The organism is Staphylococcus sp. 231237_7MaSpsaltlick, assembly GCF_043107035.1.
In genome coordinates, this window is sequence record NZ_JBICNX010000013.1 from 62,789 (window position 1) to 87,899 (window position 25,111).

Genomic DNA, 25,111 nt, shown 5'->3' on the forward strand with positions numbered 1-25,111 from the left:
AGAGGTGTATACAGTGAATGTAAGTGAAAATCTAAATGACATCGAGCAACAACTACGACAGTCAGCGGACAAGGGTAATATTTCAACATTGCCAAACGTGATTGCCGTTACAAAGTATGTTACAATAGACCGAGCTAATGATGCATATCGTGCAGGAATTAGACACTTTGGTGAGAACCGTGTAGAGGGTTTTCAACAAAAGCAACAAGCTTTACCAAATGACGTGACAATGCACTTTATTGGTGCGCTTCAAACTAGAAAGGTTAAAGAAGTTATCAATGATGTGGATTATTTTCATGCGTTAGATCGTCTTAAATTGGCAAAGGAAATTGATAAGAGAGCGACACACACAATCAAATGCTTTGTACAAGTAAATGTTTCAGGCGAAGCATCTAAACAAGGTGTGGCATTAGATGAATTAGATACTTTTATTGAAGAATTAGCACAATTTGATAATATAGAAGTAGTCGGTCTAATGACGATGGCTCCGTTAACAGATGATGAGTCGTATATCAAAGACTTGTTTCAATCATTAAGAATAAAGAGAGATGAAATTAAAGCGCTCAATTTAAATTATGCACCGTGTACTGAATTGTCGATGGGAATGAGTAATGATTTCCATTTGGCCACTGAAGCAGGTGCCTCATTTGTGAGAATTGGGACTAAACTTGTAGGAAAAGAGGAGTGAGCCCCGTGGCTTTAAAAGATTTATTTAGCGGATTTTTCGTGGTTGAAGAAGAGGATGACCAATTAGAAGCACCACCTGAAGAAGACAATAGACAACATCAAAAGCAACAAGCACAGTCTCAAAATAATTTTAACGAACAATCAAATAATGAGAGTAATGAACGTCAAAGAGCGATACAATCCGTACCTAAGAAACAATCATCTAGATTACAACAATCTACAGGGGAAAGGAAGTATCAAATGGCTAGCAATACATCAAATAATAATACTAGGAACGTTGTGAATATGAATAATCAAGAACAAGATCAATTCGGCTTTGCACAAGAAAGTTCTAAAATGTGTTTATTTGAGCCACGCGTATTCTCAGATACACAAGATATTGCAGATGAACTAAAAAATCGTCGAGCTACTTTGGTAAACTTGCAACGCATTGATAAGGTTTCTGCAAAGAGAATCATAGATTTCTTAAGCGGTACTGTTTATGCAATTGGTGGCGATATTCAACGTGTTGGGACTGATATCTTTTTATGTACACCAGACAATGTTGAAGTAGCAGGCAATATAACTGACCAAATTGATAACATGGAATATCAAGGTGAATAGAGGTAAGAATAAATGGATGTAGGTTTACTTGCAACTGTATTTAAATTTATATTATTCTTAGTTCAAATTTATTATTATGGCATGATTGTTTATTTCTTTATGTCATGGATACCGAATGCACGAGAAAATAAATTCGGACAATTTTTACAAAAAATATATGAGCCATTTTTAGAGCCATTTAGGAAGATTATTCCTCCGATAGGCATGATTGATATATCATCCATCGTTGCAATTATTGTTCTCGTGTTGTTCCAAAGAGGTTTAGTGAGTATTTTTAATATGATAATTATGCATCTTGCGTAAGGCAAACTAAACTATAAATTGAATTTAAGTGTAAAATGAATCGATAATTAAGCACCTCCCGTTATCATTGTATGACGATAGGTGCTTTTATATTGTGTTTGGAGTGATATGCAATCGATATTTATCAACATTTTAGAAAAGAAGAACAACAACTTATTGATAACTTAATGGACAAATGTAAACGAGCTAATGAGCAATATGCACCAATACTTACGAATTTCTTAGATCCAAGAGAGCAATATATTTTAGAGGTTATAGTAGCGAGTTTCGAAGAATTAACAGTGCATTTGTATGGAGGTAAACATGCAGAACGCAAACGAGCGATTATAGCGCCTACTTATTTTGAACCTGAGGATTCAGACTTTGAAATTGTACTAATGGCAGTTGATTATCCAGAAAAATTCGTTACATTACAACATCAACATATACTTGGTACAATTATGTCATTAGGTATTGAAAGAGAACAGTTAGGTGACATCGTCATAGATGGAGCAATACAGTTTACTTTGACAAAACAATTAGAATCTTACATGTTACTTGAATTAAATCGCATCAAAGGTGCTACAGTTAAACTTAATTCTATTCCGTTATCAGATATGATACAATCAAAAGAGGAATGGAAGTCATTCAATACAACCGTAAGTGCATTAAGACTTGATGTTGTATTGAAAGAAATGATTCGTAAATCAAGAACAATTGCCAAACAATTAATAGATAAGAAGCGCGTTAAGGTTAATCATACGATTATCGATGCAGCTGATTTTCAGTTAGCAAGTGGAGATCTATTATCTATCCAAGGGTTTGGTCGTGCCAAAGTTACTGACATTGGTGGTACTACGAAAAAGGATAAAGTTAGAATTTCATACGAAACTTTATTCAAATAATGTTATACTTAACTTGTCGTTGACGATATGTTATGAATAAATAATTGTTGATTTTTGTACGACATTTACAGTATAGTATATAAAATAAACTGCAAAGAATACTATTTCTCGTATTTATTGAAATGATAAAATAGTGTATGATTAAGGGAGGATAATGTATGCCTTTTACACCTAGTGAAATTAAAAATAAAACTTTTACTCAAGCCAAAAATGGTTTTGAGCCTACTGAAGTAGAGAGTTATTTACAACAATTAAGTAATGAAATCGAAAGATTAAAAGAAGATAAAAAACAATTAGAAAAAGTTATAGAAGATAAAGAGACGAATATTCAGTCTTATAAAGATGTTCATCAATCTGTTAGCGATGCTTTAATTCAAGCTAAACAGGCTGGTGAAGAAACAAAAGCTGCAGCAAATAAAGAGGCAGAGGCAACAATTGCAAAGGCCAAAGCAGAAGCAGATCGAATTGTAAATGACGGTGTTGAAAAAGCGCGTCGTTTGTCATTCCAAACTGAAGATATGAAACGTCAATCTAAGATTTTCCGTTCTAGATTCCGTATGCTTGTTGAAGCACAGTTAGACCTATTAAAAAATGAAGATTGGGATTATTTACTCAATTATGACTTAGATGCTGAACAAGTTACAGAAGAAAATGTCAATCATTTAAATGACAATGAATTAACAGAAGAAGAGAAAGCTTTAAAAGCTAAAGCAGAAGCGGATAATCAATCTGCAGATGCTACGAGCGAAAGTACAGATAAGAAATAACAGACACGTAAGTAATAATACAGCATATCAAAGCGAGAAAGGGATAGTGAGAGCCTTTTATATGTATATTACTTATATCACTGTTATCCATAGTTCAATACAGCACAATGAGAGAACTCTAAGTTGAGTTAAATAGGGTGGTAACGCGGTTTATATCGTCCCTGTTAATTGAACTTAGAGTTCTTTTTATTGTTATTAAATTGAAACACAATAGAGGAAAAATGTATTAAGGAGTGTAGAAAATGGATTATAAAGAAACATTATTAATGCCAAAGACAGCTTTCCCAATGCGTGGGGGATTGCCAAATAAAGAGCCGAAAATTCAAGAAGAATGGGAAGCCAAAAATATTTATCAAAAAGTATTAGACCAAAATAAAGGAAACCCATCTTATATTCTTCATGATGGTCCACCATATGCTAATGGTAATTTACACATGGGACATGCATTAAACAAAATCTTGAAAGATATCATTACGCGATATAAATCAATGCAAGGCTTTTATGCACCATATGTACCAGGTTGGGATACGCACGGTTTACCAATTGAACAAGCGTTAACTAAAAAGGGTGTTAAACGAAAAGAATTATCTGTTGCAGAATTCAGAGAAAAATGTGAAGCATTTGCATTAAAACAAATCGAAGGTCAGAAAAATGACTTTAAACGATTAGGTATCAAGGGTGATTTCAACAATCCATATATTACGTTAGAACCAGAATATGAAGCTGCTCAAATTCGTTTATTCGGTGAAATGGCAGATAAAGGTTTAATCTATAAAGGGAAAAAGCCAGTTTATTGGTCACCTTCAAGTGAGTCATCACTAGCTGAAGCTGAAATTGAGTATCATGACAAGCGTTCTGCTTCAATCTTTGTAGCATTTGATGTTAAAGATGGTAAAGGTATAGTGGATGAAGATGCTAAGTTTATTATCTGGACAACTACACCTTGGACATTACCTTCAAATGTAGCTATTACAGTACACCCTGATTTGACTTATGGCCAATATGAAGTAAATGGTGAGAAATTTATCATCGGTAAGGATCTAGCTCAAAGTGTTGCTGAAACTTTAGGTTGGGATGATAACGATGTTAAATTAGATAAAACATTTACAGGTAAAGAATTAGAATATGTTGAAGCACAGCATCCATTTGTTGATCGTACATCATTAGTAATTAACGGTTTACACGTTACTACAGATGCAGGTACAGGTTGTGTTCATACAGCACCTGGACACGGGGAAGATGACTATATCGTTGGTCAAAAATACAATTTACCAGTTATTAGTCCAGTAGATGATAAAGGTGTCTTTACAGAAGAAGCTGGCCAGTTTGCAGGACTGTTTTATGATAAAGCAAATAAAGAAATTACTGATTTATTAACAGAAAAAGGCGCATTATTAAAACTAGAATTTATTACACATAGTTACCCTCATGATTGGCGTACAAAGAAACCTGTTATCTTTAGAGCTACGCCGCAGTGGTTTGCATCTATAGATAAAGTCCGTCAAGATATCTTAGATGCGATTACAGACACTACATTTAAAGTAGATTGGGGTAAAACACGTATCTATAATATGATTCGTGACCGTGGCGAATGGGTTATTTCACGTCAACGTGTTTGGGGTGTACCACTACCAGTATTTTATGCTGAAAATGGTGACATCATCATGACGAAGGAAACAGTTAATCATGTAGCAGATTTATTCCAAGAACATGGTTCTAACATTTGGTTTGAAAGAGACGCTAAAGCATTATTACCTGAAGGCTTTACACATCCAGGTAGTCCGAATGGTGAATTTACAAAAGAAACAGATATTATGGATGTTTGGTTTGATTCTGGTTCATCTCATAGAGGTGTGTTAGAAGAACGACCAGAATTATCGTATCCTGCTGACTTATACCTTGAAGGTAGTGACCAATATCGAGGTTGGTTTAACTCTTCAATTACGACATCAGTAGCTACAAGAGGACAATCTCCATATAAAATGTTATTATCTCACGGATTTGTTATGGATGGCGAAGGTAAAAAAATGAGTAAATCATTAGGTAATACAATTGTGCCAGATCAAATCGTGAAACAAAAAGGTGCTGACATTGCACGTTTATGGGTAAGTAGTGTGGACTATTTAGCTGACGTACGTATTTCTGAAGAAATCTTAAAGCAAACGTCTGATGTATATCGTAAAATTAGAAATACATTAAGATTTATGTTAGGTAACTTAAATGACTATAATCCAAATACAAACGCAGTTGCTGAAGATCAATTATTAGATGTTGATAAATATGTATTAAATCGATTACGTGAATTTACAACAAGTACATTAGATCATTATGATAACTTTGACTATTTAGATATTTATCAAGAATTACAAAACTTCATCAATGTAGAACTAAGTAATTTCTACTTAGATTATGGTAAAGATATCTTGTATATCGAAGAACAAGATTCATTAAAACGCCGTAGTATGCAAACAGTGCTATATCAAATTGTTGTCGATATGACGAAATTATTAGCTCCAATTTTAGCACATACAGCAGAAGAAGTTTGGTCGCATATACCTCATGTTGAAGAAGAAAGTGTACATTTAACTCGTATGCCTGAACGCGTTGAAATTGATAGTGCGTTTGTAGAAAAATGGAATACATTTATGAAATTGCGTGATGACGTTAACCGCGCTTTAGAAGTTGCACGTAATGAAAAGGTAATCGGTAAATCACTTGAGGCAAAAGTAATTATTAGTAGTAACGAACACTTTGATGCTACGTCATTCTTACAACAATTTACTGATTTACAACAATTGTTTATCACTTCACAAGCTGAAGTTGTTGATAAAGTTGAGAACGGTGAGACGTATAATTATGGTGACATCAAAATTGAACATGCACATGGAGAAAAATGTGAACGTTGCTGGAATTATAGTGATGAACTTGGATCTGTTGGCGAGTTAGATCATCTATGTCCACGTTGTCAATCTGTCGTTAAGACACTAGTTTAAGTGAAATTAAGATATAAAATTTAACAAGATTAACAGATTTTGCAGCATTAGGATTATAATTTCCAATTCTTAAAATAAGAGCGCTATTCTGCAATGAACTACGCTCTGTAAAATAGACTCAAAAAAACACTAAGTTTATGGCTACCTTATATTTATGATATGAGCGTAGCCATTTTTAATGTGATGTGATTTATATGGTGAGATCCAAGACATAAAGTAATAACTATTATTGTTTTAATCTTAAAAAATCAAATGGTATTGTCCAAAATAGCGAATATTGTAAATTAAATATTAATTTATATAAAGTAATAAGATGAGACTTCTGAGGAAGCAGGACGAGTCGAAGATTACAGTCTGAGGCTGTCGCTTAAGAAAACGAGCCAACAATATAAGTTAATTACTACACACAACTTCAGGTAAATTATATTTTTAACACTATTATATTTATTAAAAAGGGTATAGAAAATAAGCTGATTAAATAGAGCAAAGATTATAGTAAGACTAAGTGTAACAAGCAATAGATGTAGCATATTATTATAGTTAAAGGTAGTGTCAAAACATGAAGAAAAGGATTACTACATTAGTCACTTTAGGCTTAATAATTACAGGAATTGCAACTTATGACGGTATAGATAATAGAGATATGACAGAACCAGAAAATACACTATGGTCGACGAATCCGATGAAACATAATAATTATGTAAAAGGACAATGTACGAATTACGTTTTTGATAGAGTGAGAGATGCGGGTAATAAAATTGGTAGGTCCTGGGGAGATGCTAAATATTGGAAAGTAAAAGCGCAACAGGATGGTTATACTGTAAATCACCATCCCAAAGTGGGCAGTATATTACAATCTACTAAAGGTAAATATGGACATGTGGCATATATTGAACGGGTCTTTGATGACGGCACTATCAAAGTGAAAGAAATGAACTTTTATCATCCATTCGAAATTACGACGCGAGATATAAGTCCACAAGCATTAAAAAAATATGACATCATCCATCCTAAAGAAAATAAAGCAAAGTGAATCAATGTATTGCTAACTACGAAAGTATATTTAAAATAATTATATTATGTAAACTAAGTGAGTGTTTTGAAAGATAGTGAAATATTATTGCAAATAAGACAAATTTTAAGCATATCTAAAAATAAATGTGATAGATATAAACTGTAACTTTTTTTATAAGTTTGATTAAGCTATAATGAAAGATGTTGTAAAAGCGTCAGATAGTAGAATAGGAGGTACAGGCATGAAACGTCAGTACTATTTAGGTATTTCTATATTCATTACGATTGTTATTTTAATCTTAGATCAAATCACTAAATTTATAATAGCGAGTTCAATGAAAGTTGGAGATTCTTTCGAAGTGATTCCTAACTTTTTAAATATTACGTCACATAGAAATAACGGAGCTGCGTGGGGTATTTTAAGTGGTAAGATGAGTTTCTTCTATATTATTACTATTATTATCCTTATCGTACTTATAGTATTTTATATTAAAGAAGCAAAGCACAATTTATTGATGCAAGTGGCAATTAGTTTATTATTTGCCGGTGCATTAGGTAATTTCATCGACCGTGTGTTACATGGTGAAGTCGTAGACTTTGTCGATACATATATTTTTGGATATAATTTCCCAATATTTAATGTTGCAGATGCTAGCTTGACGATAGGTGTATTGCTAATTATTGTCGCATTATTAACAGATATGAAAAAAGAAGTGTAGGAGGTTGCAATTATGAGTAATCATGAGTTTGTAATAGAACAAGCAAACTTGTCAGGTCAGCGTATAGACAAGGTATTACCTGAATTAAATTCAGAGTGGTCGAGAACTCAAATTCAAGACTGGATAAAATTATCGTTAGTCACAGTAAATGGTAAAGTAGTAAAATCTAATTATAAAGTAAAATTAAATGACCAAATAAATGTAACAGAAAAAGAAGTCATAGAAACTGATATCAAACCAGAAAATTTAAACTTAGATATTTATTATGAAGATGATGATGTCGCAGTTGTTTATAAACCTAAGGGTATGGTAGTACATCCATCCGCAGGACATTACAGTGGTACATTGGTTAATGGTTTAATGTATCAAATGAAAGATTTATCAGGTATTAACGGTGAGATTCGACCTGGTATTGTACACCGAATTGATAAAGATACATCAGGTTTATTGATGGTTGCCAAAAATGATATTGCACACCGTGGATTGGTAGAACAATTGGTGGATAAATCTGTAAATCGTAAATATGTTGCATTGGTACATGGAAATATTCCGCATGATTATGGTACGATTGATGCTCCAATTGGTAGAAACAAAAATGATCGACAATCAATGGATGTCGTAGATGACGGTAAAGAAGCAGTAACACATTTCAATGTTTTAGAACACTTTAAACATTATACGTTAGTTGAATGTCAGCTAGAAACGGGTAGAACACACCAAATTCGTGTTCATATGAAATATATTGGTTTCCCATTAGTTGGTGACCCTAAATATGGACCGAAGAAAACATTAGACATTGGAGGTCAAGCACTTCATGCAGGTGTTATTGGCTTTGAACATCCAGTTACAGGTGAATACATTGAAAAAACTGCGGAATTGCCAAGTGAGTTTGAGCAATTATTAACAGATATTAGAAAAAGTGATCAATAACTTATGCTTTAAATAAAGGTTATAACAAGTAATATGAATGAAATTACCTCATTATAAAAATGACGCGAGTCAAAAAGATAATGAGGTTATTTTTTATGTAAAAATGATTAAATCATATAGTGGCTGGAAAGTAATAGGGTATTAATAAAGGTTACTTATAATAAGAATAGTGTATTTGTGCATTTAAAAGGCGTAATGCAACTTAGGCAGGTTCTTGCACATTAAATAAAATCATGATATTATAATGACAGTTTAATAAAGCGAACGTACGTCTTTAAATGAAAGTCCAGAGAGGCTTCGAAGACATGAATTTAATAACTTGTACACAGATGAATCTATGCAACGTAACTATTCGTGCATAATCAAACATGAATGATTTACATTCATGATAGAGAAAGCGTCTTATAATATAGAAATGTCTCTGTTTTCATTTGTGATACGATTATTGAGAAACCTCATGTCTTCATTGAAGATATGAGGTTTTCTTTGTATCATCTTGTAGCTAAAGCAAATTAATATGAATTGAGGAAGGTGCCTAAAATGTCAGAACGCGTTATTATGGATGAAGCAGCGATACAACGTACGGTTACTCGTATTGCGCATGAAATATTAGAATATAACAAAGGTACTGATAATTTAATTTTACTAGGTATTAAGACACGAGGCGCATTTTTAGCACGTCGCATACAGCAAAAGATAGAAAACATCGAAGAAAAGGTCGTACCAACTGGAACAATAGATATAACGCAGTTTCGAGATGATTTAGAGAATAGAACAGCACAATCGAATGAAGAAACCTATGAAATCGATGTTAATATTACCAATCAAGTTGTAATTATAATAGACGATGTACTTTATACAGGTCGCACTGTACGCGCATCTTTAGATGCAGTATTACAGTATGCGAGACCTAAAAAGATTGGATTAGCAACTTTGGTCGATCGTGGTCATCGAGAATTACCAATTCGAGCTGACTTTGTCGGAAAGAATATACCGACAGCGCGTGAAGAAGCGGTGTCAGTTTATCTAGATGAGATTGATTCAAGAAATGCAGTAGTAATTGAATAATAACCTTTTAATTCAGTACGAGAGACTGAGAAAGGATAGGTTAGTAAGTGTGAAGCTTTTAAACTAGAGCAACAGTGATGACTCTAATTTAAAAGTAGCAACTTTCTATACCGTCATATCTTCAATAGCACCCTTAGTACAACTGTAATACAGTATCTAACTAAGGTTATTGAACTGATAGACCCTTCGAAGTCTCTTTACATGAATACGATGTAAAGAGATTTTTTTATGAAAGGAAGCGAAATGCAATGGAAAATGAAACAATGTTTGAAAGGACAGTTAAACCGGTCTTAGATGTACGTGACAAACCGAAATTAGGACAGTGGGCATTTTTAAGTACTCAACATCTATTTGCGATGTTTGGTTCAACTGTACTTGTACCTTTCTTAACAGGATTACCGATATCTTCTGCACTGTTAGCATCAGGAATCGGAACATTGTTATATATATTAATTACACAAGCTAAGATACCAGCCTATCTAGGTTCAAGCTTTGCCTTTATCACGCCAATCATATCTGGCTTGAATTCACATAGTTTAGGCGACATGTTAACCGCATTATTTATGAGTGGCGTCATGTACGTGCTTATCGGTTTAGCGATAAAAATTAGTGGCACAGGCTGGCTAATGAAATTGTTACCACCAGTCGTAGTAGGACCAGTTATCATGGTTATTGGGTTAAGCTTAGCACCAACAGCGGTCAATATGGCAATGTTTGAAAATAGTTCAGACATGAAAGGATACAACTTAAGTTACCTTGCTGTAGCAATGATTACTTTATTAGTTACGATACTCGTTCAAGGTTTCTTCAAAGGGTTCTTATCACTTATTCCAGTATTAATTGGAATAATCACCGGATACATCGTATCGATTTTTATGGGGCTCGTTAACTTTAAACCAATTGTCGAAGCGAAGTGGTTACACTTACCAGAAGTATACTTACCCTTTAGAGACTATACCCCATCAATTCATATAGGCTTGATCTTAGTCCTGATACCCATCGTATTTGTAACGGTTAGTGAACATATTGGTCATCAAATGGTCATAAATAAAATTGTCGGTAAAAACTTCTTTAAAGACCCAGGATTAGATAAATCGATTATTGGTGACGGTGTATCAACTATGTTTGCAAGTGTTATCGGTGGTCCACCAAGTACAACATATGGTGAGAATATAGGTGTATTGGCAATTACTAAGATTTACAGTATCTATGTAATAGGTGGTGCTGCAGTAATAGCGATTATCCTAGGCTTTGTAGAAAAATTCACTGCACTTGTGTCTTCAATACCAACACCCGTAATGGGCGGTGTATCAATATTGCTATTCGGTATTATTGCAGCGAGTGGTTTAAGAATGTTAGTGGAAAGTGAAGTAGATTTTGCAAGTAACAGAAATTTAGTTATCGCATCTGTGATTTTAGTAATAGGCATAGGCAACCTAGTGTTTAATTTACATGGACTAGGTGTGAAATTAGAAATAGAAGGAATGGCTCTCGCAGCTCTCGCAGGAATTATCTTGAATTTAATCTTACCGAAAGAGAAAACAGAAACGAACTAAAATCATTGTATTTTGAGGAGGCAAATGATGGATAATCTATTATCAATGGAACATCTAACAACAGATGAAATTTATGAGTTGATACAACGCGCAAGTGATATCAAAAAGGGTGATTTAAAACCTCGAAATTACGAAGATAAATTTGTAGCAAATTTATTCTTTGAAAATTCAACGAGAACTAAGAGTAGTTTTTTAGTAGCTGAACAAAAGTTAGGTTTGAAATTAATTGATTTTGAGACGACAACATCATCTGTTCAAAAAGGTGAGTCACTTTATGATACATGTAAAACACTCGAGCAAGTGGGTGCAGATGTTCTGGTGATAAGACATTCACAAACAACCTATTACGATGAATTAGAAACGTTAAATATTCCTATTATCAATGGTGGTGATGGGAGTGGTCAACATCCAACACAAAGTTTACTCGATTTGATGACTATCTATGAAGAATACAATGATTTTAAAGGGTTAAATATACTAATATGTGGAGATATCAAAAACTCACGTGTTGCACGCAGCAATTACCAAAGTTTAACAGCACTTGGAGCAAATGTTATGTTCTCCAGTCCTGAAGCATGGAAAGACGAATCACTTCGAGCGCCTTATGTCGATATCGATACAGTCATCGATCAAGTCGATATTGTAATGTTATTAAGAGTACAACACGAAAGACATGAAACAGGCGAAATAGCTAGCTTTGAATCCAAGAACTATCACGAAGCATTTGGTTTAACTAAAGAACGCTATGACAGATTGCATGACAATGCAATTGTTATGCATCCTGCACCGGTTAATAGAGGCGTTGAAATTGATGATTGCTTGGTTGAAGCATCGAAGTCTCGCATTTTCAAGCAAATGGAAAATGGCATGTATTTACGAATGGCAGTTATAGATTATATTTTACAAACAAAAGGGGTACAAAAAAATGAAATTACTAACTAATGCTAAAGTATTAAAAAACAATGAACTCGTAACAACATCAATTCTTATTGAAGGTCAGTATATTAAAGCAATTTCTCCGCAAATTGATGTAGATTCAGATGTAGAAGTAATTGACGTTCAAGGACAATTTGTAGCGCCAGGATTAGTAGATGTACACGTACACTTACGTGAGCCGGGTGGAGAGCATAAAGAAACGATTGAAACAGGAACAAAAGCGGCAGCAAGAGGTGGATTTACTACTGTTTGTCCAATGCCAAATACACGACCTGTACCTGATTCTGAAGAAAATTTAGAACGTTTAAATCAATTGATTGCAGAAAATGCTCAAGTGAGAGTATTGCCTTATGCATCGATTACAGTAAGACAAGCTGGTAAAGAACATGTAGACTTTAAAGCTCTTGCTAATCAAGGCGCATTTGCATTTACAGACGATGGTGTAGGTGTACAGCAGGCAAATATGATGTATGAGGCTATGCAACAAGCTGCAAAAGTAAATAAAGCTGTAGTAGCACATTGCGAAGACAACAGTTTAATTTATGGTGGTGCAATGCACGAAGGACAACGTAGTGAAGAATTAGGAATTCCAGGTATTCCGAATATTTGTGAAGCAGTACAAATTGCGCGTGACGTATTATTGGCGGAAGCAGCTGGTGCACATTATCATGTTTGTCATGTGTCTACTAAAGAGAGTGTACGTGTGATTAGAGATGCTAAAAAAGCAGGCATTCACGTTACTGCAGAGGTTACACCGCATCATTTATTGCTCACAGAAGATGATGTTCCTGGTGATGATGCTATATTTAAGATGAACCCACCATTGAGAAGTAAAGAAGATAGAGCAGCTTTATTGGAAGGTTTATTAGATGGGACAATCGATTGTATAGCTACTGATCATGCGCCACATGCTGCTGACGAAAAAGCACAGCCAATGACAAAAGCACCATTCGGAATTGTTGGTAGTGAGACAGCTTTCCCATTACTTTATACTCACTTTGTAAAAAATGGAGACTGGTCACTACAACAATTAGTAGATTACTTAACTATTAAACCTGCTCAAACATTTGATTTACCTTATGGTCGACTTGAAGAAGGTGGATTTGCAGATTTGACTGTAATCAATTTGGACCAAGAGACTGAAATTAAAGCAGAAGATTTTGCATCAAAAGGGCATAATACACCATTTATCGGCTATAAAGTATACGGTACACCAGTGTTAACTTTAGTAGAAGGCGAAGTTAAATTTAAGGAGGAAAAATAATGTTGCAAAAACGCTACCTTGTATTAGAAGATGGTTCATATTATGAAGGCTACAAATTAGGATCAGATAAATTATCTGTGGGAGAAATCGTATTTAATACAGCAATGACAGGCTATCAAGAGACAATTTCAGACCCATCTTATACTGGACAAATTATTACGTTTACTTATCCTCTTATTGGAAATTATGGTATTAATCGAGATGATTTTGAGTCTCTTGTACCAACGCTTAATGGTGTCGTTGTTAAAGAAGCGAGTATGCATCCGAGTAACTTCCGTAAACAAAAAACATTACATGAAGTACTAGTTGAATTTGAAATTCCAGGTATTGCTGGTGTTGACACAAGAAGTATCACAAGAAAAATTAGAAAACACGGTGTATTAAAAGCAGCATTTACCGATGATAAAACTGAAATGGAAAGCATTATAACAAAGTTGAAAGAAACAGTCTTACCACGTAGTGAAGTTACAACAGTATCTACAAAATCACCTTATGTATCTACAGGTAACGACTTAAGTGTAGTGTTAGTTGACTTTGGTAAAAAGCAAAATATCGTGCGAGAATTAAATGAACGTGGTTGTAATGTCACTGTTGTACCTTACGATACAAGTGCTGAGACAATTATCAGAATGTCACCAGATGGCGTCATGTTATCTAACGGACCAGGAGATCCAGAAGAAGTAGATGTTGCTGTTGAAATGATTAAAGGAATTCTAGGTGTGATTCCATTCTTTGGTATTTGTTTAGGTCATCAATTGTTTGCCCTATCACAAGGTGCAACTTCATTTAAAATGAAGTTCGGGCATAGAGGTGCAAATCATCCTGTTAAAGATTTGAAGACAGGTAAAGTAGCATTAACAAGTCAAAATCATGGTTATGCAATCGATAAAGATTCCTTAATTAATACTGATTTAGAAGTTACACATATCGCAATTAATGATGGAACAGTTGAAGGATTGAAACACAAATCACTACCTGCATTTTCAGTGCAATATCACCCAGAAGCTTGCCCTGGACCATCTGATTCAAATTACTTATTTGATGAGTTTATTGAAATGATGAACGAATATAAAGCGAAGGAGCGAATTACCAATGCCTAAACGTAATGATATAAAAACAATTTTAGTAATAGGCTCTGGCCCAATTATTATCGGTCAAGCTGCAGAATTCGACTATGCGGGAACACAAGCTTGTTTAGCTTTAAAAGAAGAAGGTTACCGTGTCATATTAGTAAACTCAAATCCAGCGACAATTATGACTGATACAGAAATCGCAGATAAGGTTTATATTGAGCCATTAACACATGACTTTATCGCACGCATTATTCGTAAAGAACAGCCTGATGCATTGTTACCAACGCTTGGTGGCCAAACAGGTTTAAATATGGCGATTCAATTACATGATAGTGGTGTATTAGCAGCTAATAACGTACAGTTATTAGGAACGAAATTAGAGTCAATTCAACAAGCTGAAGATAGAGAATTATTTAGATCATTAATGAATGATTTAGACGTAGCAGTACCAGAAAGTGACATAGTTAATACTGTAGAACAAGCATTTGAGTTTAAAGAGCAAGTTGGTTATCCATTAATAGTTAGACCAGCCTTTACAATGGGAGGTACTGGTGGAGGTATCTGTCATAATGATGCTGAATTAAAGGAAATTGTGTCAAATGGCTTACATTATAGTCCAGCAACACAGTGTTTAATCGAAAAATCAATTGCTGGTTTTAAAGAAATTGAATATGAAGTAATGCGAGATCACAACGATAATGCCATCGTTGTATGTAATATGGAGAATATTGACCCTGTTGGTATTCATACCGGAGATTCAATCGTTGTCGCACCAAGCCAAACATTATCTGATGTTGAATATCAAATGCTACGTGATGTGTCACTAAAAGTAATCCGTGCACTAGGTATTGAGGGTGGATGTAATGTGCAATTAGCATTGGATCCGCATTCTATGGATTACTATATTATTGAAGTAAATCCACGTGTATCACGTTCATCTGCTCTAGCATCTAAAGCGACAGGTTATCCTATTGCTAAACTAGCAGCTAAAATTGCAGTTGGCTTAACGTTAGATGAAATGTTAAACCCTGTAACAGGTACTTCATATGCAGCATTTGAACCAGCACTTGATTATGTTATTTCAAAAATTCCACGTTTCCCATTTGATAAATTTGAAAAAGGTGAGCGTGTCCTAGGTACTCAAATGAAAGCTACTGGTGAAGTTATGGCCATTGGTAGAACGTATGAAGAATCATTACTTAAAGCAATTCGTTCTTTAGAATATGGTGTGCATCATTTAGGTTTACCAAACGGTGAAACATACGATTTAGACTATATTAAAGAACGTATTAGTGATCAAGATGATGAACGTTTATTCTTTATTGGTGAAGCAATTCGTCGTGGTACAACTTTAGAAGAAATTCATAATATGACTAAAATTGATTATTTCTTCTTAAATAAATTCCAACATATAATCGATATCGAACGACAATTAAAAGAAAATAAAGGTAATATTGATTACTTAAAATTTGCTAAAGATTATGGATTTAGTGACCGTGTCATCGCACATCGATTTGACATGTCAGAAGCAGAAGTATATCAACTGAGAAAAGAGAATGATATTCTTCCTGTTTATAAAATGGTTGATACATGTGCAGCAGAATTTGAATCAACAACGCCATATTATTATGGTACGTATGAACAAGAAAATGAATCAATCGTTACGGAAAAAGAAAAAATCCTTGTATTAGGTTCTGGTCCAATTAGAATTGGTCAAGGCGTTGAATTTGATTATGCTACAGTACATGCTGTATGGGCAATTCAACAGGCAGGCTATGAAGCTATTATTGTTAATAATAATCCTGAAACAGTGTCAACAGACTTCTCAATTTCAGACAAATTATACTTTGAGCCACTAACTGAAGAAGATGTAATGAACATCATCGATTTAGAACAACCTAAAGGTGTTGTTGTACAATTTGGCGGTCAAACGGCTATCAATTTAGCTGATAAACTAGCTAAACATGATGTTAAAATTTTAGGAACAACTTTAGAAGATCTAAACCGTGCAGAGGATAGAAAGGAATTTGAAGCATTACTTCATACTATAGATGTGCCACAACCAAAAGGGAAAACAGCAACATCACCAGAAGGCGCATTGGAAAATGCTCGTAACATTGGCTATCCAGTTGTTGTACGTCCATCATACGTTCTTGGTGGTCGAGCAATGGAAATTGTCAATAGTGATGCAGAATTAGAAGATTATATGAATCAAGCTGTAAAAGCGAGTCCAGATCATCCAGTACTTGTTGATAGATATTTAACAGGTAAAGAAATAGAAGTAGATGCTATCTCAGATGGTGAAACAGTAATTATCCCAGGTATTATGGAACACATTGAACGTGCTGGCGTCCATTCTGGTGATTCGATTGCGGTATACCCACCTCAGACATTATCTCAGTCAGAAATTGATACACTGGAAGATTATACAATTCGTTTGGCAAAAGGTTTAAACATTGTAGGATTAATTAATATTCAATTTGTTATTGCACATGATGGTGTTTACGTGTTAGAGGTTAATCCACGTTCAAGCCGTACCGTGCCGTTCTTAAGTAAAATTACAGATATTCAAATGGCACAACTTGCAATGCGTGCGATTATCGGTGAAAAATTAACAGATCATGGCTACAAACCAGGTATACAACCGTATTCGGAAGGTGTATATGTCAAAGCACCGGTATTTAGCTTTAATAAGTTGAAAAATGTTGATATCACATTAGGACCAGAAATGAAATCTACTGGCGAAGTCATGGGTAAAGATTTAACGATGGAAAAGGCGTTATTCAAAGGGTTAACTGCAAGTGGTGTAGAAGTAAAAGACCATGGTACAGTGTTAATGACAGTGAGTGATAAAGATAAAGAGGAAATATTAAATATTGCGCATCGTTTAAATGAAGTAGGTTATAAAATTTTAGCTACAGAGGGTACAGCGCATAAGTTAGCAGAAAATAATATTCCGGCAGAAATCGTTGGAAAAATCGGCGGAGAAGATGATTTATTAACACGTATCCAAAATGGAGAAGTACAAATCGTTATCAATACTATGACAAAAGGTAAAACATTTGAACGAGATGGTTTCCAAATTAGAAGAACGTCAGTAGAAAATGGTGTCCCTTGTTTAACATCGTTAGATACAGCTGCGGCGTTAACAAATGTAATTGAAAGTATGACATTTACAATGAAAAATATGTAAACTCTGTTTTCAAATAAGACAAAATAGCGTGAATAAATAGCGTTGTTTTGTCTTAATTCTAAGTGACATAGTTTATAAATGAGGTGTAGGACAAATGATGAACCAATTACCAATAATTGCTTTGGATTTTGAATCTGAGAAAGCTGTAAATCAGTTTTTAGATCAATTTGATGAGCCACTTTTTGTGAAAGTAGGTATGGAACTTTTTTATCAAACGGGACCAAGTTTAATTAATTCAATTAAATCTCGCGGTCACGATATATTCTTGGATTTAAAGTTACATGATATTCCCAATACTGTGGGAAAAGCGATGGAAGGGTTAAGTAAACTAAACGTAGATTTAGTTAATGTACATGCTGCAGGTGGTTCTGAAATGATGCAGCGTGCTGTTGAAGGTATACGAAAATATAATAAAGATATTAAGATAATTGCTGTAACGCAACTTACTTCAACGACAGAAACAATGTTACAACAAGAACAAAACATACAAACTTCTATCGAAGATGCAGTATTGAATTATGCAACACTAGCAAAAGAATCAGGGTTAGATGGTGTAGTTTGTTCTCCATTAGAGGCATCATTATTAGCAACAGAATTAGGTGAATCATTCTTAAAAGTAACACCAGGAATTAGACCATTAAATACGAGTACAGATGATCAAAAACGTATCACAACACCACAAGAAGCAAAGGCACTCGGTTCAACACATATTGTTGTAGGCCGTCCGATCACTCAAAGTGACAATCCAGTAGAAAGCTATCATAAAATTAAAGAAAGTTGGTTAGGTTAATTATGGCAAAACAAATCGCTCAATCATTACTAGAAATAGAAGCAGTATCACTATCGCCAAATGATCCATTCACATGGAGTTCAGGTATTAAGTCACCGATTTATTGTGATAACAGAGTGACATTAGGTTACCCTTCAGTTAGAAGAGAAATCAGAGATGGTTTAGTAGAACTTATTCAAACTCAATTTGGTGAAGTTGAAGTTATATCTGGCACAGCAACTGCTGGTATACCACATGCAGCATATATTTCTGAAACATTGAATTTACCAATGAATTATGTACGTTCTAAGAGCAAAAGTCATGGTAAACAAAACCAAATCGAAGGTGCACAGAGTGAAGGTAAAAAAGTAGTCGTGGTAGAAGATTTAATTTCAACTGGTGGATCATCAATTACTGCCGTCGATGCACTTAAAGAAGCGGGTGCAGAGGTGATTGGTGTTGTGGCAATTTTTACTTATGGTTTGAAAAAAGCAGATGAACAATTTGAGGCAGCGGGTATACCGTTCTATACTTTAAGTGATTATAATGAACTTATAGAAGTGGCAAATGAAAAAGGTGAAATTTCTGAATCTGAAATAGAGACATTAGTTGAATGGAGAGATAACTTGTCATAATATATAGTCGGAGGGGATGTTATGACAAAGGACCCGAATGATGCATATAATCATTTTGCACACTTAAACAAATTTTTAAAAAAAGACGAAGATTATAGAAATCAACAATATGATGATGAAGAAAATGAATTACTTTCTAAGTCATCAGAGAAGAATATTTATAAAAAGTGTAAGTCAAGTATTAAAGAAAAGGGTAAACTTTAATATTTAGATTTGAATTGTAAGTATTTAGTGTTTTTGAATCATAATTATATTAAGTTAAATTGCCGGCAAAGCTTTAGTCTTTGTCGGTTTTTTTGATTTATATGTGAGATGGGTGTAGTTATAAAGGTTAATCTGGTTACTGTTAGAAATGATATGATGTGTTTCATATTGTGAGGTAGTATGTAAATTGGTTTAAAGGTATTTAATTAAAAAAAGACAAATCGATGAGTATGAGTTCTATCGATTTGTCTAAGATGAAATTGTGATGTGTTTAACGGATCATAATTTTAATAATGAGGTAACCTATAAGTAAGACTAAAGCTGCTACAAGTAAGGGAATTATATAAAAAGTCATGAATCATTCCTCCAAGTTAGTTTATATTTATTTTAACTGCTTTGAATATAAAGTCAAAATATTAGTCGATGTATATGTATATTAGCTTTATTCTAGTAACGTTAAAGTGGTCAGCATACATAAATCTACACATGAGTTAGGTTTTATTTTTGGTGTATCTTGTAGTTTTGTAATTGCTCGCTTTCCTAGGGGACAGCTTCAGCCTGTAGTCTTCAGCTTGTCCTATTCCCTCAGGAGTCTCGCAATCAAAACTAGTAGCATATGCCTGTTGATTATAAACACAAGTTATTTTCATATACTTTGATGAATTTTGATTCATACATCATAGTAAATAGCAGACTTCTAGTGTATCTTGTAGTTTTGTAGTTGCTCGCTTTCCTAGGGGACAGCTTCAGCCTGTAGTCTTCAGCTTGTCCTGTTCCCTCAGGAGTCTCGCAATCAAAACTAGTAGCATATGCCTAAAGTAAGTTTTATATTATTATGATGTTGATTGTATTTTCCATTCATCGATATCTTTAGGTAGTGAATACATATTTTTATAAATTATGGGCATATTAACAAGTAACAGTAAAAAGGGGGAAGTCTATGCAATTGTTACGTCAATTATTGAAAGATCATACTAAGAATATCTTCGTATGTTTAATTGGGTCATTTATTAGTGCGATTGCCGTGAATTGTTTCATTTTAGGTTCCAATTTGGGAGATGGGGGTACAGTTGGGATTTCCTTAGCACTAAAGTATAGCTTTGGTTTTTCTCCGGCAGTATCTTCTCTAATTATTAATACAATCGTCATTTTAGTTGGTTGGAAATTTTTAAGTTTAAGAACAGCAGTATATACATTAATTTCTAATACTGCAATTTCAATTTTTCTAGATTTAACGGAAAGTTGGAATACAGGTGTGCATCATTTTGTTGTTAATGCTACATTTGGTGGTGTGCTTGTTGGCGTTGGCATTGGATTAGTTATTGCGTCAGGAGGCGTGATTGGTGGTACATCTGTTGTTGCTAAGATGTTAAATAAATACTTAGATATTAAAACATCACAAGCAATATTTGTATTAGATGGTTTAGTTGTGCTTTCATTCTTATTTGTATTACCGTTAACGAATGTCTTATTTACGATTATTATGTTATTTGTGACGGAACGAGCAACATCTTTTGTAATAGAAGGATTTAATCCGAAAAAAGCGGTTACTGTGATTTCGGCAAAAAATGAAATTATTAGTGATAGAATTAACCAATTTACCGGTAGAGGTTCAACATTATTGAATGGTAAAGGTGGTTATGGTAAAAATGAAACTAGCATGCTTTATGTCGTCGTACCCCAATCTCAGGTGACGAGAGTGAAAAAACTTATTAATGAAGAGGATGAAAATGCATTCTTAGTGATCCATGATGTGCGAGATGTATTAGGTAATGGATTTATGAATCTTTCTTAAAAACGGCAACATTTACAGATGATAAATGCATTATTTTTATAGAATAATAATGCGATAATACGATTTATGTAAATTAAATGAGGAGGCAAACATTATGGCAATACCAAAAATTACGACATTCTTAATGTTTAATGGCCAAGCAGAAAAAGCAATTGATTTATATGTTAATTTGTTTGAAGATGCTGAAATTTTATCACTAGTTAAATATACTGAAAGTGATAATGCACCAACAGGAAAAGTTCAACATGCGATATTTAGATTGAAGGATCAAATTTTTATGGCTATCGATAATGTGAACGGTGTAGATGTAGATATGAACCCAGCTATGTCCCTTTATGTAACTGTTGAAAATGCTATGGAAATGGAGCGTTTGTTTAACGGTTTGAAAAGTGGAGGTGCGATACTTATGCCAAAGACCTCTATGCCACCATTTAGAGAATTTGCTTGGGTACAAGATCAATTTGGGGTTAACTTTCAGCTTGCATTACCAGAATAAATAACATATTAATTTTTCTGTTAATTATCGTAAAGCATAATACGATTGAAATTATTGATGTATAACGGCTAAAACAAATTGATATTTGAAGTGATTAAACACAAATGCCTATTGATTTAGTTAATGATTAGCAATAGTCGATAGTATAAATGGTACTATTTTGTGCTTACCCAATATTTTATAATGAGCTAAGGCTATGTCTAATTGACTGGATAATCGATATTATAAAATTGACAAATTGCTATATGAAAAGCCTTTAAGTGAAACGAAATAGAGCGTTCACTTAAAGGCTTTAATTTTTATGCGTGCCAATTTTAGTTAGATAGATAAATAAAATTGGCATGCATTTTTATTGGTTTTATATATGGGCGTTATAATCATAAATCTTTTAAACAATATTTAGTTAACTTTCATACTTTGAATATGGTCATAATCAGGCGTAACATATAATGTTTTTTGATTATCATATGTGACGAAACCGGGTTTACTACCTGAAGGCTTATGCACATTTTTAATTTCAGTATAATCTACAGGAATTTGTCCTGAATTACCAGCTTTTGAGAAATAACCAGCTAACATTGCCGCTTCTTTAATTGTTTCTTCGGATGGTTTATCGTTTAGGATAACGACATGTGAACCAGGGATGTCTTTTGTATGGAACCAAATATGGTTCTTGGCTGCTTTTTTATTCGTTAAATAATCATTTTGTTTATTGTTTTTACCTACGTGAATAGTATCTCCAGCAGATGAAGTATAGGTTTGCAGTTCTATGGTTTGTTTTTTCTTCTTTTTACTTTGTTTACGTTGCTTCATAAAACCTTGTTCAGCTAATTCATCGCGAATATCATCAATTTCATTTACAGAAATATGACTTAATTGTTGATCGATACTTTCAAAATATGAAATGTTTTCTTGTGTGAGTTCTATTTGATGTTTTAACTCATGTTCACGAGTTTTTAATTTGTTATATTGTTTGTAATAATATTGTGCATTCACTGCAGGTGCCTTAGTTGGATTAAGAGGTATTGTAACATCTTCACCAGTATAATAGTTTAATGCCGTAACTGTAGCATCACCCTGCTTTATTCGATAAATATTCGCAGTAATTAATTCACCATATAATTGTTGTTCGTCTTTTTCTTTAGTACCTTCTTGTTCATTATAAAGTTTATTTAATTTATTATGATATTTATTTAATTGTTGCTGCACAAATTTCACTAAATCATTAGCGCGCTGTTTAACGCGTTCTCTTTCTCCTCGAGCATCATAATAACGATCTAATAAGTCATGTATTGTTTCATATTCACTCACATCGTCATAAAATTGATTTAATTTCATGAAGTAAAAATCTTCTTTACCAGTTTCATGATTCTTATGAAAAACAGGTGTTGCTGGTAATTTAGTTTGTGCGATAACTTCATCAAAAGCTGCTGGTAAAGTTTCGGCAGTCATAAATTGACGTCGATCTACAATTTCATTAGTGATGAGTGGACTAAAACCTTCAAAATGATTTAATAATTGTCTAGCAATTTTACCACTATTGAAATCAATGTATTTCAAGACCTCTTGACCACTCATATCATAAGGATTGATTTTATTTTGAGTGGGAGGTGTTTCATATTTGAAACCAGGCATTACTGTACGGAATTGGTTTGTATTTGGTGTTAAGTGTTTAAAACCTTCAATTATTTTTCGAGTATCGTCTACTAAGATTAAATTACTGTGTTTACCCATTAATTCTAAAATGATTGTTCTATTTATAGTATCTCCAATTTCATCTTTACTTTGAACATCAATTTCTACACGACGGTCATTACCTATTTGTCGAATTGCTTTGATAAATCCGCCCTCAAGATGTTTACGAAATACGCGAGCAAACATAGGTGGGTCAAATGGGTTGTCGTATTTTTTATGTGTGAGATGCATTCTAGTAAAGCTTGGATGGATAGAAAGTAATAGTTGATGATTCTTTCTATTTTGGCGAACGACAATGATAATTGTGTCGTTTTCAGGTTGGTTAATTTTGTGGATTCTACCATCTACAAGAAATTGTAATGATTCCACCATTTTTCTTGTAAATAAACCATCATATGCCATTGTTATCAGCCACCTTATTTTTATTCATTCAGTATATTGTAACATGGCAAAAAGAATTGGTCATGGGCGAAGTTTGTGGCAAAGTATGCTATACAACGGATTGGTTTATATGGTATTATGTGTTAATAATAGAAGTATAGCTTAGAGAGGTCGTAAGTCATGGACAATGAGAAAGGTTTATTGATAGTACTATCTGGACCTTCAGGTGTAGGTAAAGGTACAGTTAGAAAGAAAATATTTGATGATCCATCCACATCTTATAAATATTCTATTTCAATGACAACACGTAATATGCGTGAGGGAGAAGTTGATGGTGTTGATTACTTCTTCAAATCAAAGTCAGAATTTGAAGCCTTGATTAAAGAAGATCAATTTATAGAATATGCTGAATATGTAGGCAACTATTATGGGACACCTGTGCAATATGTTAAAGATACGATGGATGAAGGCCACGATGTATTTTTAGAGATTGAAGTAGAAGGCGCTAAGCAAGTGCGTAAAAAATTCCCGGATGCATTATTTATTTTTCTTGCTCCACCGAGTTTAGACCATTTACGTGAAAGATTAGTAGGACGCGGTACTGAATCAGATGAGAAGATTCAAAGTCGTGTTAAAGAAGCACGTAAAGAAGTAGAAATGATGAATTTGTATGATTATGTTGTAGTGAATGATGAGGTTGAATTAGCAAAGCAACGTATTCAATCTATCGTTGACGCTGAACATTTGAAACGTGAACGCATTGAAGCGAAATATAGAAAAATGATATTGGAGGCAAAAAAATAATGTTACACCCACCATTAAACCAATTAACTGCAAAGATTAATTCTAAATATTTAATTGCAACAACAGCTGCAAAACGTGCTCGTGAAATTGATGAGCATCCTGAATCATCATTATTAGAAAAATATAGTGCGAAAAAACCAGTAGGTAAAGCATTAGAAGAAATTGCCAATGGGGATGTTTTCCCAGATGGTACATTTAAATAATCACTTTCTAAATTATTCATGAATATAATAACGTATATACAAGCTTTTTAAACGATTGATTGTATATTTTTAAAGTACACCATGTGGCATCAAGGTGTGCTTTTTTTATTTAAACCATAATTTGTGTATAATATGGAGT

23 protein-coding genes are annotated in these 25,111 nt (G+C 33.8%); 22 read left to right on the forward strand and 1 reads right to left on the reverse strand.

Annotation, left to right across the window (positions count from 1 at the left end):
* Positions 1 to 13 precede the first annotated feature (13 nt).
* From ACF91D_RS20735 to ACF91D_RS20830, 20 genes are all read left to right on the forward strand, one after another.
* Positions 14 to 688 (forward strand): YggS family pyridoxal phosphate-dependent enzyme, encoded by a 675-nt coding sequence (locus ACF91D_RS20735; protein WP_042738926.1) that lies wholly within the window; start codon positions 14 to 16, stop codon positions 686 to 688.
* A 5-nt stretch (positions 689 to 693) separates the two neighbouring features.
* Entirely contained in the window at positions 694 to 1,290 is a 597-nt protein-coding gene (locus ACF91D_RS20740) for a cell division protein SepF (RefSeq protein ID WP_042738925.1), read from the forward strand.
* Positions 1,291 to 1,302: 12 nt separating this feature from the next.
* Positions 1,303 to 1,593: a YggT family protein gene (locus ACF91D_RS20745; protein WP_042738924.1), complete on the forward strand. Its 291-nt coding sequence runs from the start codon at positions 1,303 to 1,305 to the stop codon at positions 1,591 to 1,593.
* Between the two features lie 113 nt (positions 1,594 to 1,706).
* On the forward strand, positions 1,707 to 2,477 hold the full coding sequence (locus tag ACF91D_RS20750; protein WP_319633838.1) for a YlmH family RNA-binding protein: 771 nt from the start codon (positions 1,707 to 1,709) through the stop codon (positions 2,475 to 2,477).
* 158 nt (positions 2,478 to 2,635) lie between these two features.
* A complete protein-coding gene (locus tag ACF91D_RS20755) occupies positions 2,636 to 3,244 on the forward strand; it encodes a DivIVA domain-containing protein (protein ID WP_042738922.1) in 609 nt (202 codons plus the stop codon).
* A 242-nt stretch (positions 3,245 to 3,486) separates the two neighbouring features.
* Complete coding sequence (gene ileS / locus ACF91D_RS20760; RefSeq protein ID WP_107527042.1) at positions 3,487 to 6,237, forward strand: isoleucine--tRNA ligase; 2,751 nt, start codon at positions 3,487 to 3,489, stop codon at positions 6,235 to 6,237.
* Between the two features lie 559 nt (positions 6,238 to 6,796).
* Positions 6,797 to 7,270: a CHAP domain-containing protein gene (locus tag ACF91D_RS20765; protein WP_107589458.1), complete on the forward strand. Its 474-nt coding sequence runs from the start codon at positions 6,797 to 6,799 to the stop codon at positions 7,268 to 7,270.
* A 223-nt stretch (positions 7,271 to 7,493) separates the two neighbouring features.
* Positions 7,494 to 7,970, forward strand: coding sequence for a signal peptidase II (lspA, locus tag ACF91D_RS20770; protein WP_042738919.1), 477 nt, complete (start codon positions 7,494 to 7,496; stop codon positions 7,968 to 7,970).
* A 12-nt stretch (positions 7,971 to 7,982) separates the two neighbouring features.
* Entirely contained in the window at positions 7,983 to 8,900 is a 918-nt protein-coding gene (locus ACF91D_RS20775; protein ID WP_107527130.1) for an RluA family pseudouridine synthase, read from the forward strand.
* Between the two features lie 540 nt (positions 8,901 to 9,440).
* A complete protein-coding gene (gene pyrR / locus ACF91D_RS20780; RefSeq protein ID WP_042738917.1) occupies positions 9,441 to 9,968 on the forward strand; it encodes a bifunctional pyr operon transcriptional regulator/uracil phosphoribosyltransferase PyrR in 528 nt (175 codons plus the stop codon).
* Positions 9,969 to 10,216: 248 nt separating this feature from the next.
* Complete coding sequence (locus ACF91D_RS20785) at positions 10,217 to 11,524, forward strand: uracil-xanthine permease family protein (protein WP_042738916.1); 1,308 nt, start codon at positions 10,217 to 10,219, stop codon at positions 11,522 to 11,524.
* A gap of 27 nt (positions 11,525 to 11,551) precedes the next feature.
* Positions 11,552 to 12,466 (forward strand): aspartate carbamoyltransferase catalytic subunit, encoded by a 915-nt coding sequence (locus tag ACF91D_RS20790; RefSeq protein WP_042738915.1) that lies wholly within the window; start codon positions 11,552 to 11,554, stop codon positions 12,464 to 12,466.
* Positions 12,450 to 13,724: a dihydroorotase gene (locus ACF91D_RS20795; protein ID WP_107527129.1), complete on the forward strand. Its 1,275-nt coding sequence runs from the start codon at positions 12,450 to 12,452 to the stop codon at positions 13,722 to 13,724. The genes ACF91D_RS20790 and ACF91D_RS20795 overlap by 17 nt, the downstream gene beginning before the upstream one ends.
* On the forward strand, positions 13,724 to 14,824 hold the full coding sequence (locus ACF91D_RS20800) for a carbamoyl phosphate synthase small subunit (protein WP_392437647.1): 1,101 nt from the start codon (positions 13,724 to 13,726) through the stop codon (positions 14,822 to 14,824). Before ACF91D_RS20795 ends, ACF91D_RS20800 begins: the two co-directional genes overlap by 1 nt.
* Entirely contained in the window at positions 14,817 to 17,990 is a 3,174-nt protein-coding gene (carB, locus tag ACF91D_RS20805) for a carbamoyl-phosphate synthase large subunit (RefSeq protein WP_107589456.1), read from the forward strand. Before ACF91D_RS20800 ends, carB begins: the two co-directional genes overlap by 8 nt.
* Before the next feature lie 97 nt (positions 17,991 to 18,087).
* The gene (pyrF, locus tag ACF91D_RS20810) at positions 18,088 to 18,780 is read left to right on the forward strand and encodes an orotidine-5'-phosphate decarboxylase (protein ID WP_107512248.1); all 693 of its coding nucleotides are present in this window, start codon (positions 18,088 to 18,090) and stop codon (positions 18,778 to 18,780) included.
* 2 nt (positions 18,781 to 18,782) lie between these two features.
* The gene (gene pyrE / locus ACF91D_RS20815; RefSeq protein ID WP_042738911.1) at positions 18,783 to 19,394 is read left to right on the forward strand and encodes an orotate phosphoribosyltransferase; all 612 of its coding nucleotides are present in this window, start codon (positions 18,783 to 18,785) and stop codon (positions 19,392 to 19,394) included.
* Between the two features lie 21 nt (positions 19,395 to 19,415).
* Positions 19,416 to 19,598: a hypothetical protein gene (locus ACF91D_RS20820; RefSeq protein WP_042738910.1), complete on the forward strand. Its 183-nt coding sequence runs from the start codon at positions 19,416 to 19,418 to the stop codon at positions 19,596 to 19,598.
* Positions 19,599 to 20,538: 940 nt separating this feature from the next.
* Entirely contained in the window at positions 20,539 to 21,393 is an 855-nt protein-coding gene (locus ACF91D_RS20825) for a YitT family protein (protein WP_042738909.1), read from the forward strand.
* A gap of 94 nt (positions 21,394 to 21,487) precedes the next feature.
* Entirely contained in the window at positions 21,488 to 21,889 is a 402-nt protein-coding gene (locus ACF91D_RS20830; protein ID WP_042738908.1) for a VOC family protein, read from the forward strand.
* Positions 21,890 to 22,288: 399 nt separating this feature from the next.
* On the opposite strand, the gene ACF91D_RS20835 is transcribed toward ACF91D_RS20830, so the two are convergent.
* Positions 22,289 to 23,986, reverse strand: a complete 1,698-nt coding sequence (locus ACF91D_RS20835) for an Rqc2 family fibronectin-binding protein (RefSeq protein WP_392437649.1) — start codon at positions 23,984 to 23,986, stop codon at positions 22,289 to 22,291.
* 159 nt (positions 23,987 to 24,145) lie between these two features.
* Between ACF91D_RS20835 and gmk the strand changes: the two genes are divergently transcribed.
* A complete protein-coding gene (gene gmk / locus ACF91D_RS20840) occupies positions 24,146 to 24,769 on the forward strand; it encodes a guanylate kinase (RefSeq protein WP_042738906.1) in 624 nt (207 codons plus the stop codon).
* Complete coding sequence (rpoZ, locus tag ACF91D_RS20845) at positions 24,769 to 24,972, forward strand: DNA-directed RNA polymerase subunit omega (RefSeq protein ID WP_042738905.1); 204 nt, start codon at positions 24,769 to 24,771, stop codon at positions 24,970 to 24,972. The genes gmk and rpoZ overlap by 1 nt, the downstream gene beginning before the upstream one ends.
* Positions 24,973 to 25,111: the final 139 nt, after the last annotated feature.

Excerpts from the sequence above, each read along its gene's own strand:
- ACF91D_RS20745 (WP_042738924.1), top strand. The coding sequence starts at position 1,303 with ATGGATGTAGGTTTACTTGCAACTGTATTTAAATTTATATTATTCTTA.
- ACF91D_RS20755 (WP_042738922.1), top strand. The coding sequence starts at position 2,636 with ATGCCTTTTACACCTAGTGAAATTAAAAATAAAACTTTTACTCAAGCC.
- ileS (WP_107527042.1), top strand. The coding sequence starts at position 3,487 with ATGGATTATAAAGAAACATTATTAATGCCAAAGACAGCTTTCCCAATG.
- ACF91D_RS20765 (WP_107589458.1), top strand. The coding sequence starts at position 6,797 with ATGAAGAAAAGGATTACTACATTAGTCACTTTAGGCTTAATAATTACA.
- lspA (WP_042738919.1), top strand. The coding sequence starts at position 7,494 with ATGAAACGTCAGTACTATTTAGGTATTTCTATATTCATTACGATTGTT.
- ACF91D_RS20775 (WP_107527130.1), top strand. The coding sequence starts at position 7,983 with ATGAGTAATCATGAGTTTGTAATAGAACAAGCAAACTTGTCAGGTCAG.
- pyrR (WP_042738917.1), top strand. The coding sequence starts at position 9,441 with ATGTCAGAACGCGTTATTATGGATGAAGCAGCGATACAACGTACGGTT.
- ACF91D_RS20785 (WP_042738916.1), top strand. The coding sequence starts at position 10,217 with ATGGAAAATGAAACAATGTTTGAAAGGACAGTTAAACCGGTCTTAGAT.
- ACF91D_RS20790 (WP_042738915.1), top strand. The coding sequence starts at position 11,552 with ATGGATAATCTATTATCAATGGAACATCTAACAACAGATGAAATTTAT.
- ACF91D_RS20795 (WP_107527129.1), top strand. The coding sequence starts at position 12,450 with ATGAAATTACTAACTAATGCTAAAGTATTAAAAAACAATGAACTCGTA.
- ACF91D_RS20800 (WP_392437647.1), top strand. The coding sequence starts at position 13,724 with ATGTTGCAAAAACGCTACCTTGTATTAGAAGATGGTTCATATTATGAA.
- carB (WP_107589456.1), top strand. The coding sequence starts at position 14,817 with ATGCCTAAACGTAATGATATAAAAACAATTTTAGTAATAGGCTCTGGC.
- pyrF (WP_107512248.1), top strand. The coding sequence starts at position 18,088 with ATGAACCAATTACCAATAATTGCTTTGGATTTTGAATCTGAGAAAGCT.
- pyrE (WP_042738911.1), top strand. The coding sequence starts at position 18,783 with ATGGCAAAACAAATCGCTCAATCATTACTAGAAATAGAAGCAGTATCA.
- ACF91D_RS20820 (WP_042738910.1), top strand. The coding sequence starts at position 19,416 with ATGACAAAGGACCCGAATGATGCATATAATCATTTTGCACACTTAAAC.
- ACF91D_RS20825 (WP_042738909.1), top strand. The coding sequence starts at position 20,539 with ATGCAATTGTTACGTCAATTATTGAAAGATCATACTAAGAATATCTTC.
- ACF91D_RS20830 (WP_042738908.1), top strand. The coding sequence starts at position 21,488 with ATGGCAATACCAAAAATTACGACATTCTTAATGTTTAATGGCCAAGCA.
- ACF91D_RS20835 (WP_392437649.1), bottom strand. The coding sequence starts at position 23,986 with ATGGCATATGATGGTTTATTTACAAGAAAAATGGTGGAATCATTACAA.
- gmk (WP_042738906.1), top strand. The coding sequence starts at position 24,146 with ATGGACAATGAGAAAGGTTTATTGATAGTACTATCTGGACCTTCAGGT.
- rpoZ (WP_042738905.1), top strand. The coding sequence starts at position 24,769 with ATGTTACACCCACCATTAAACCAATTAACTGCAAAGATTAATTCTAAA.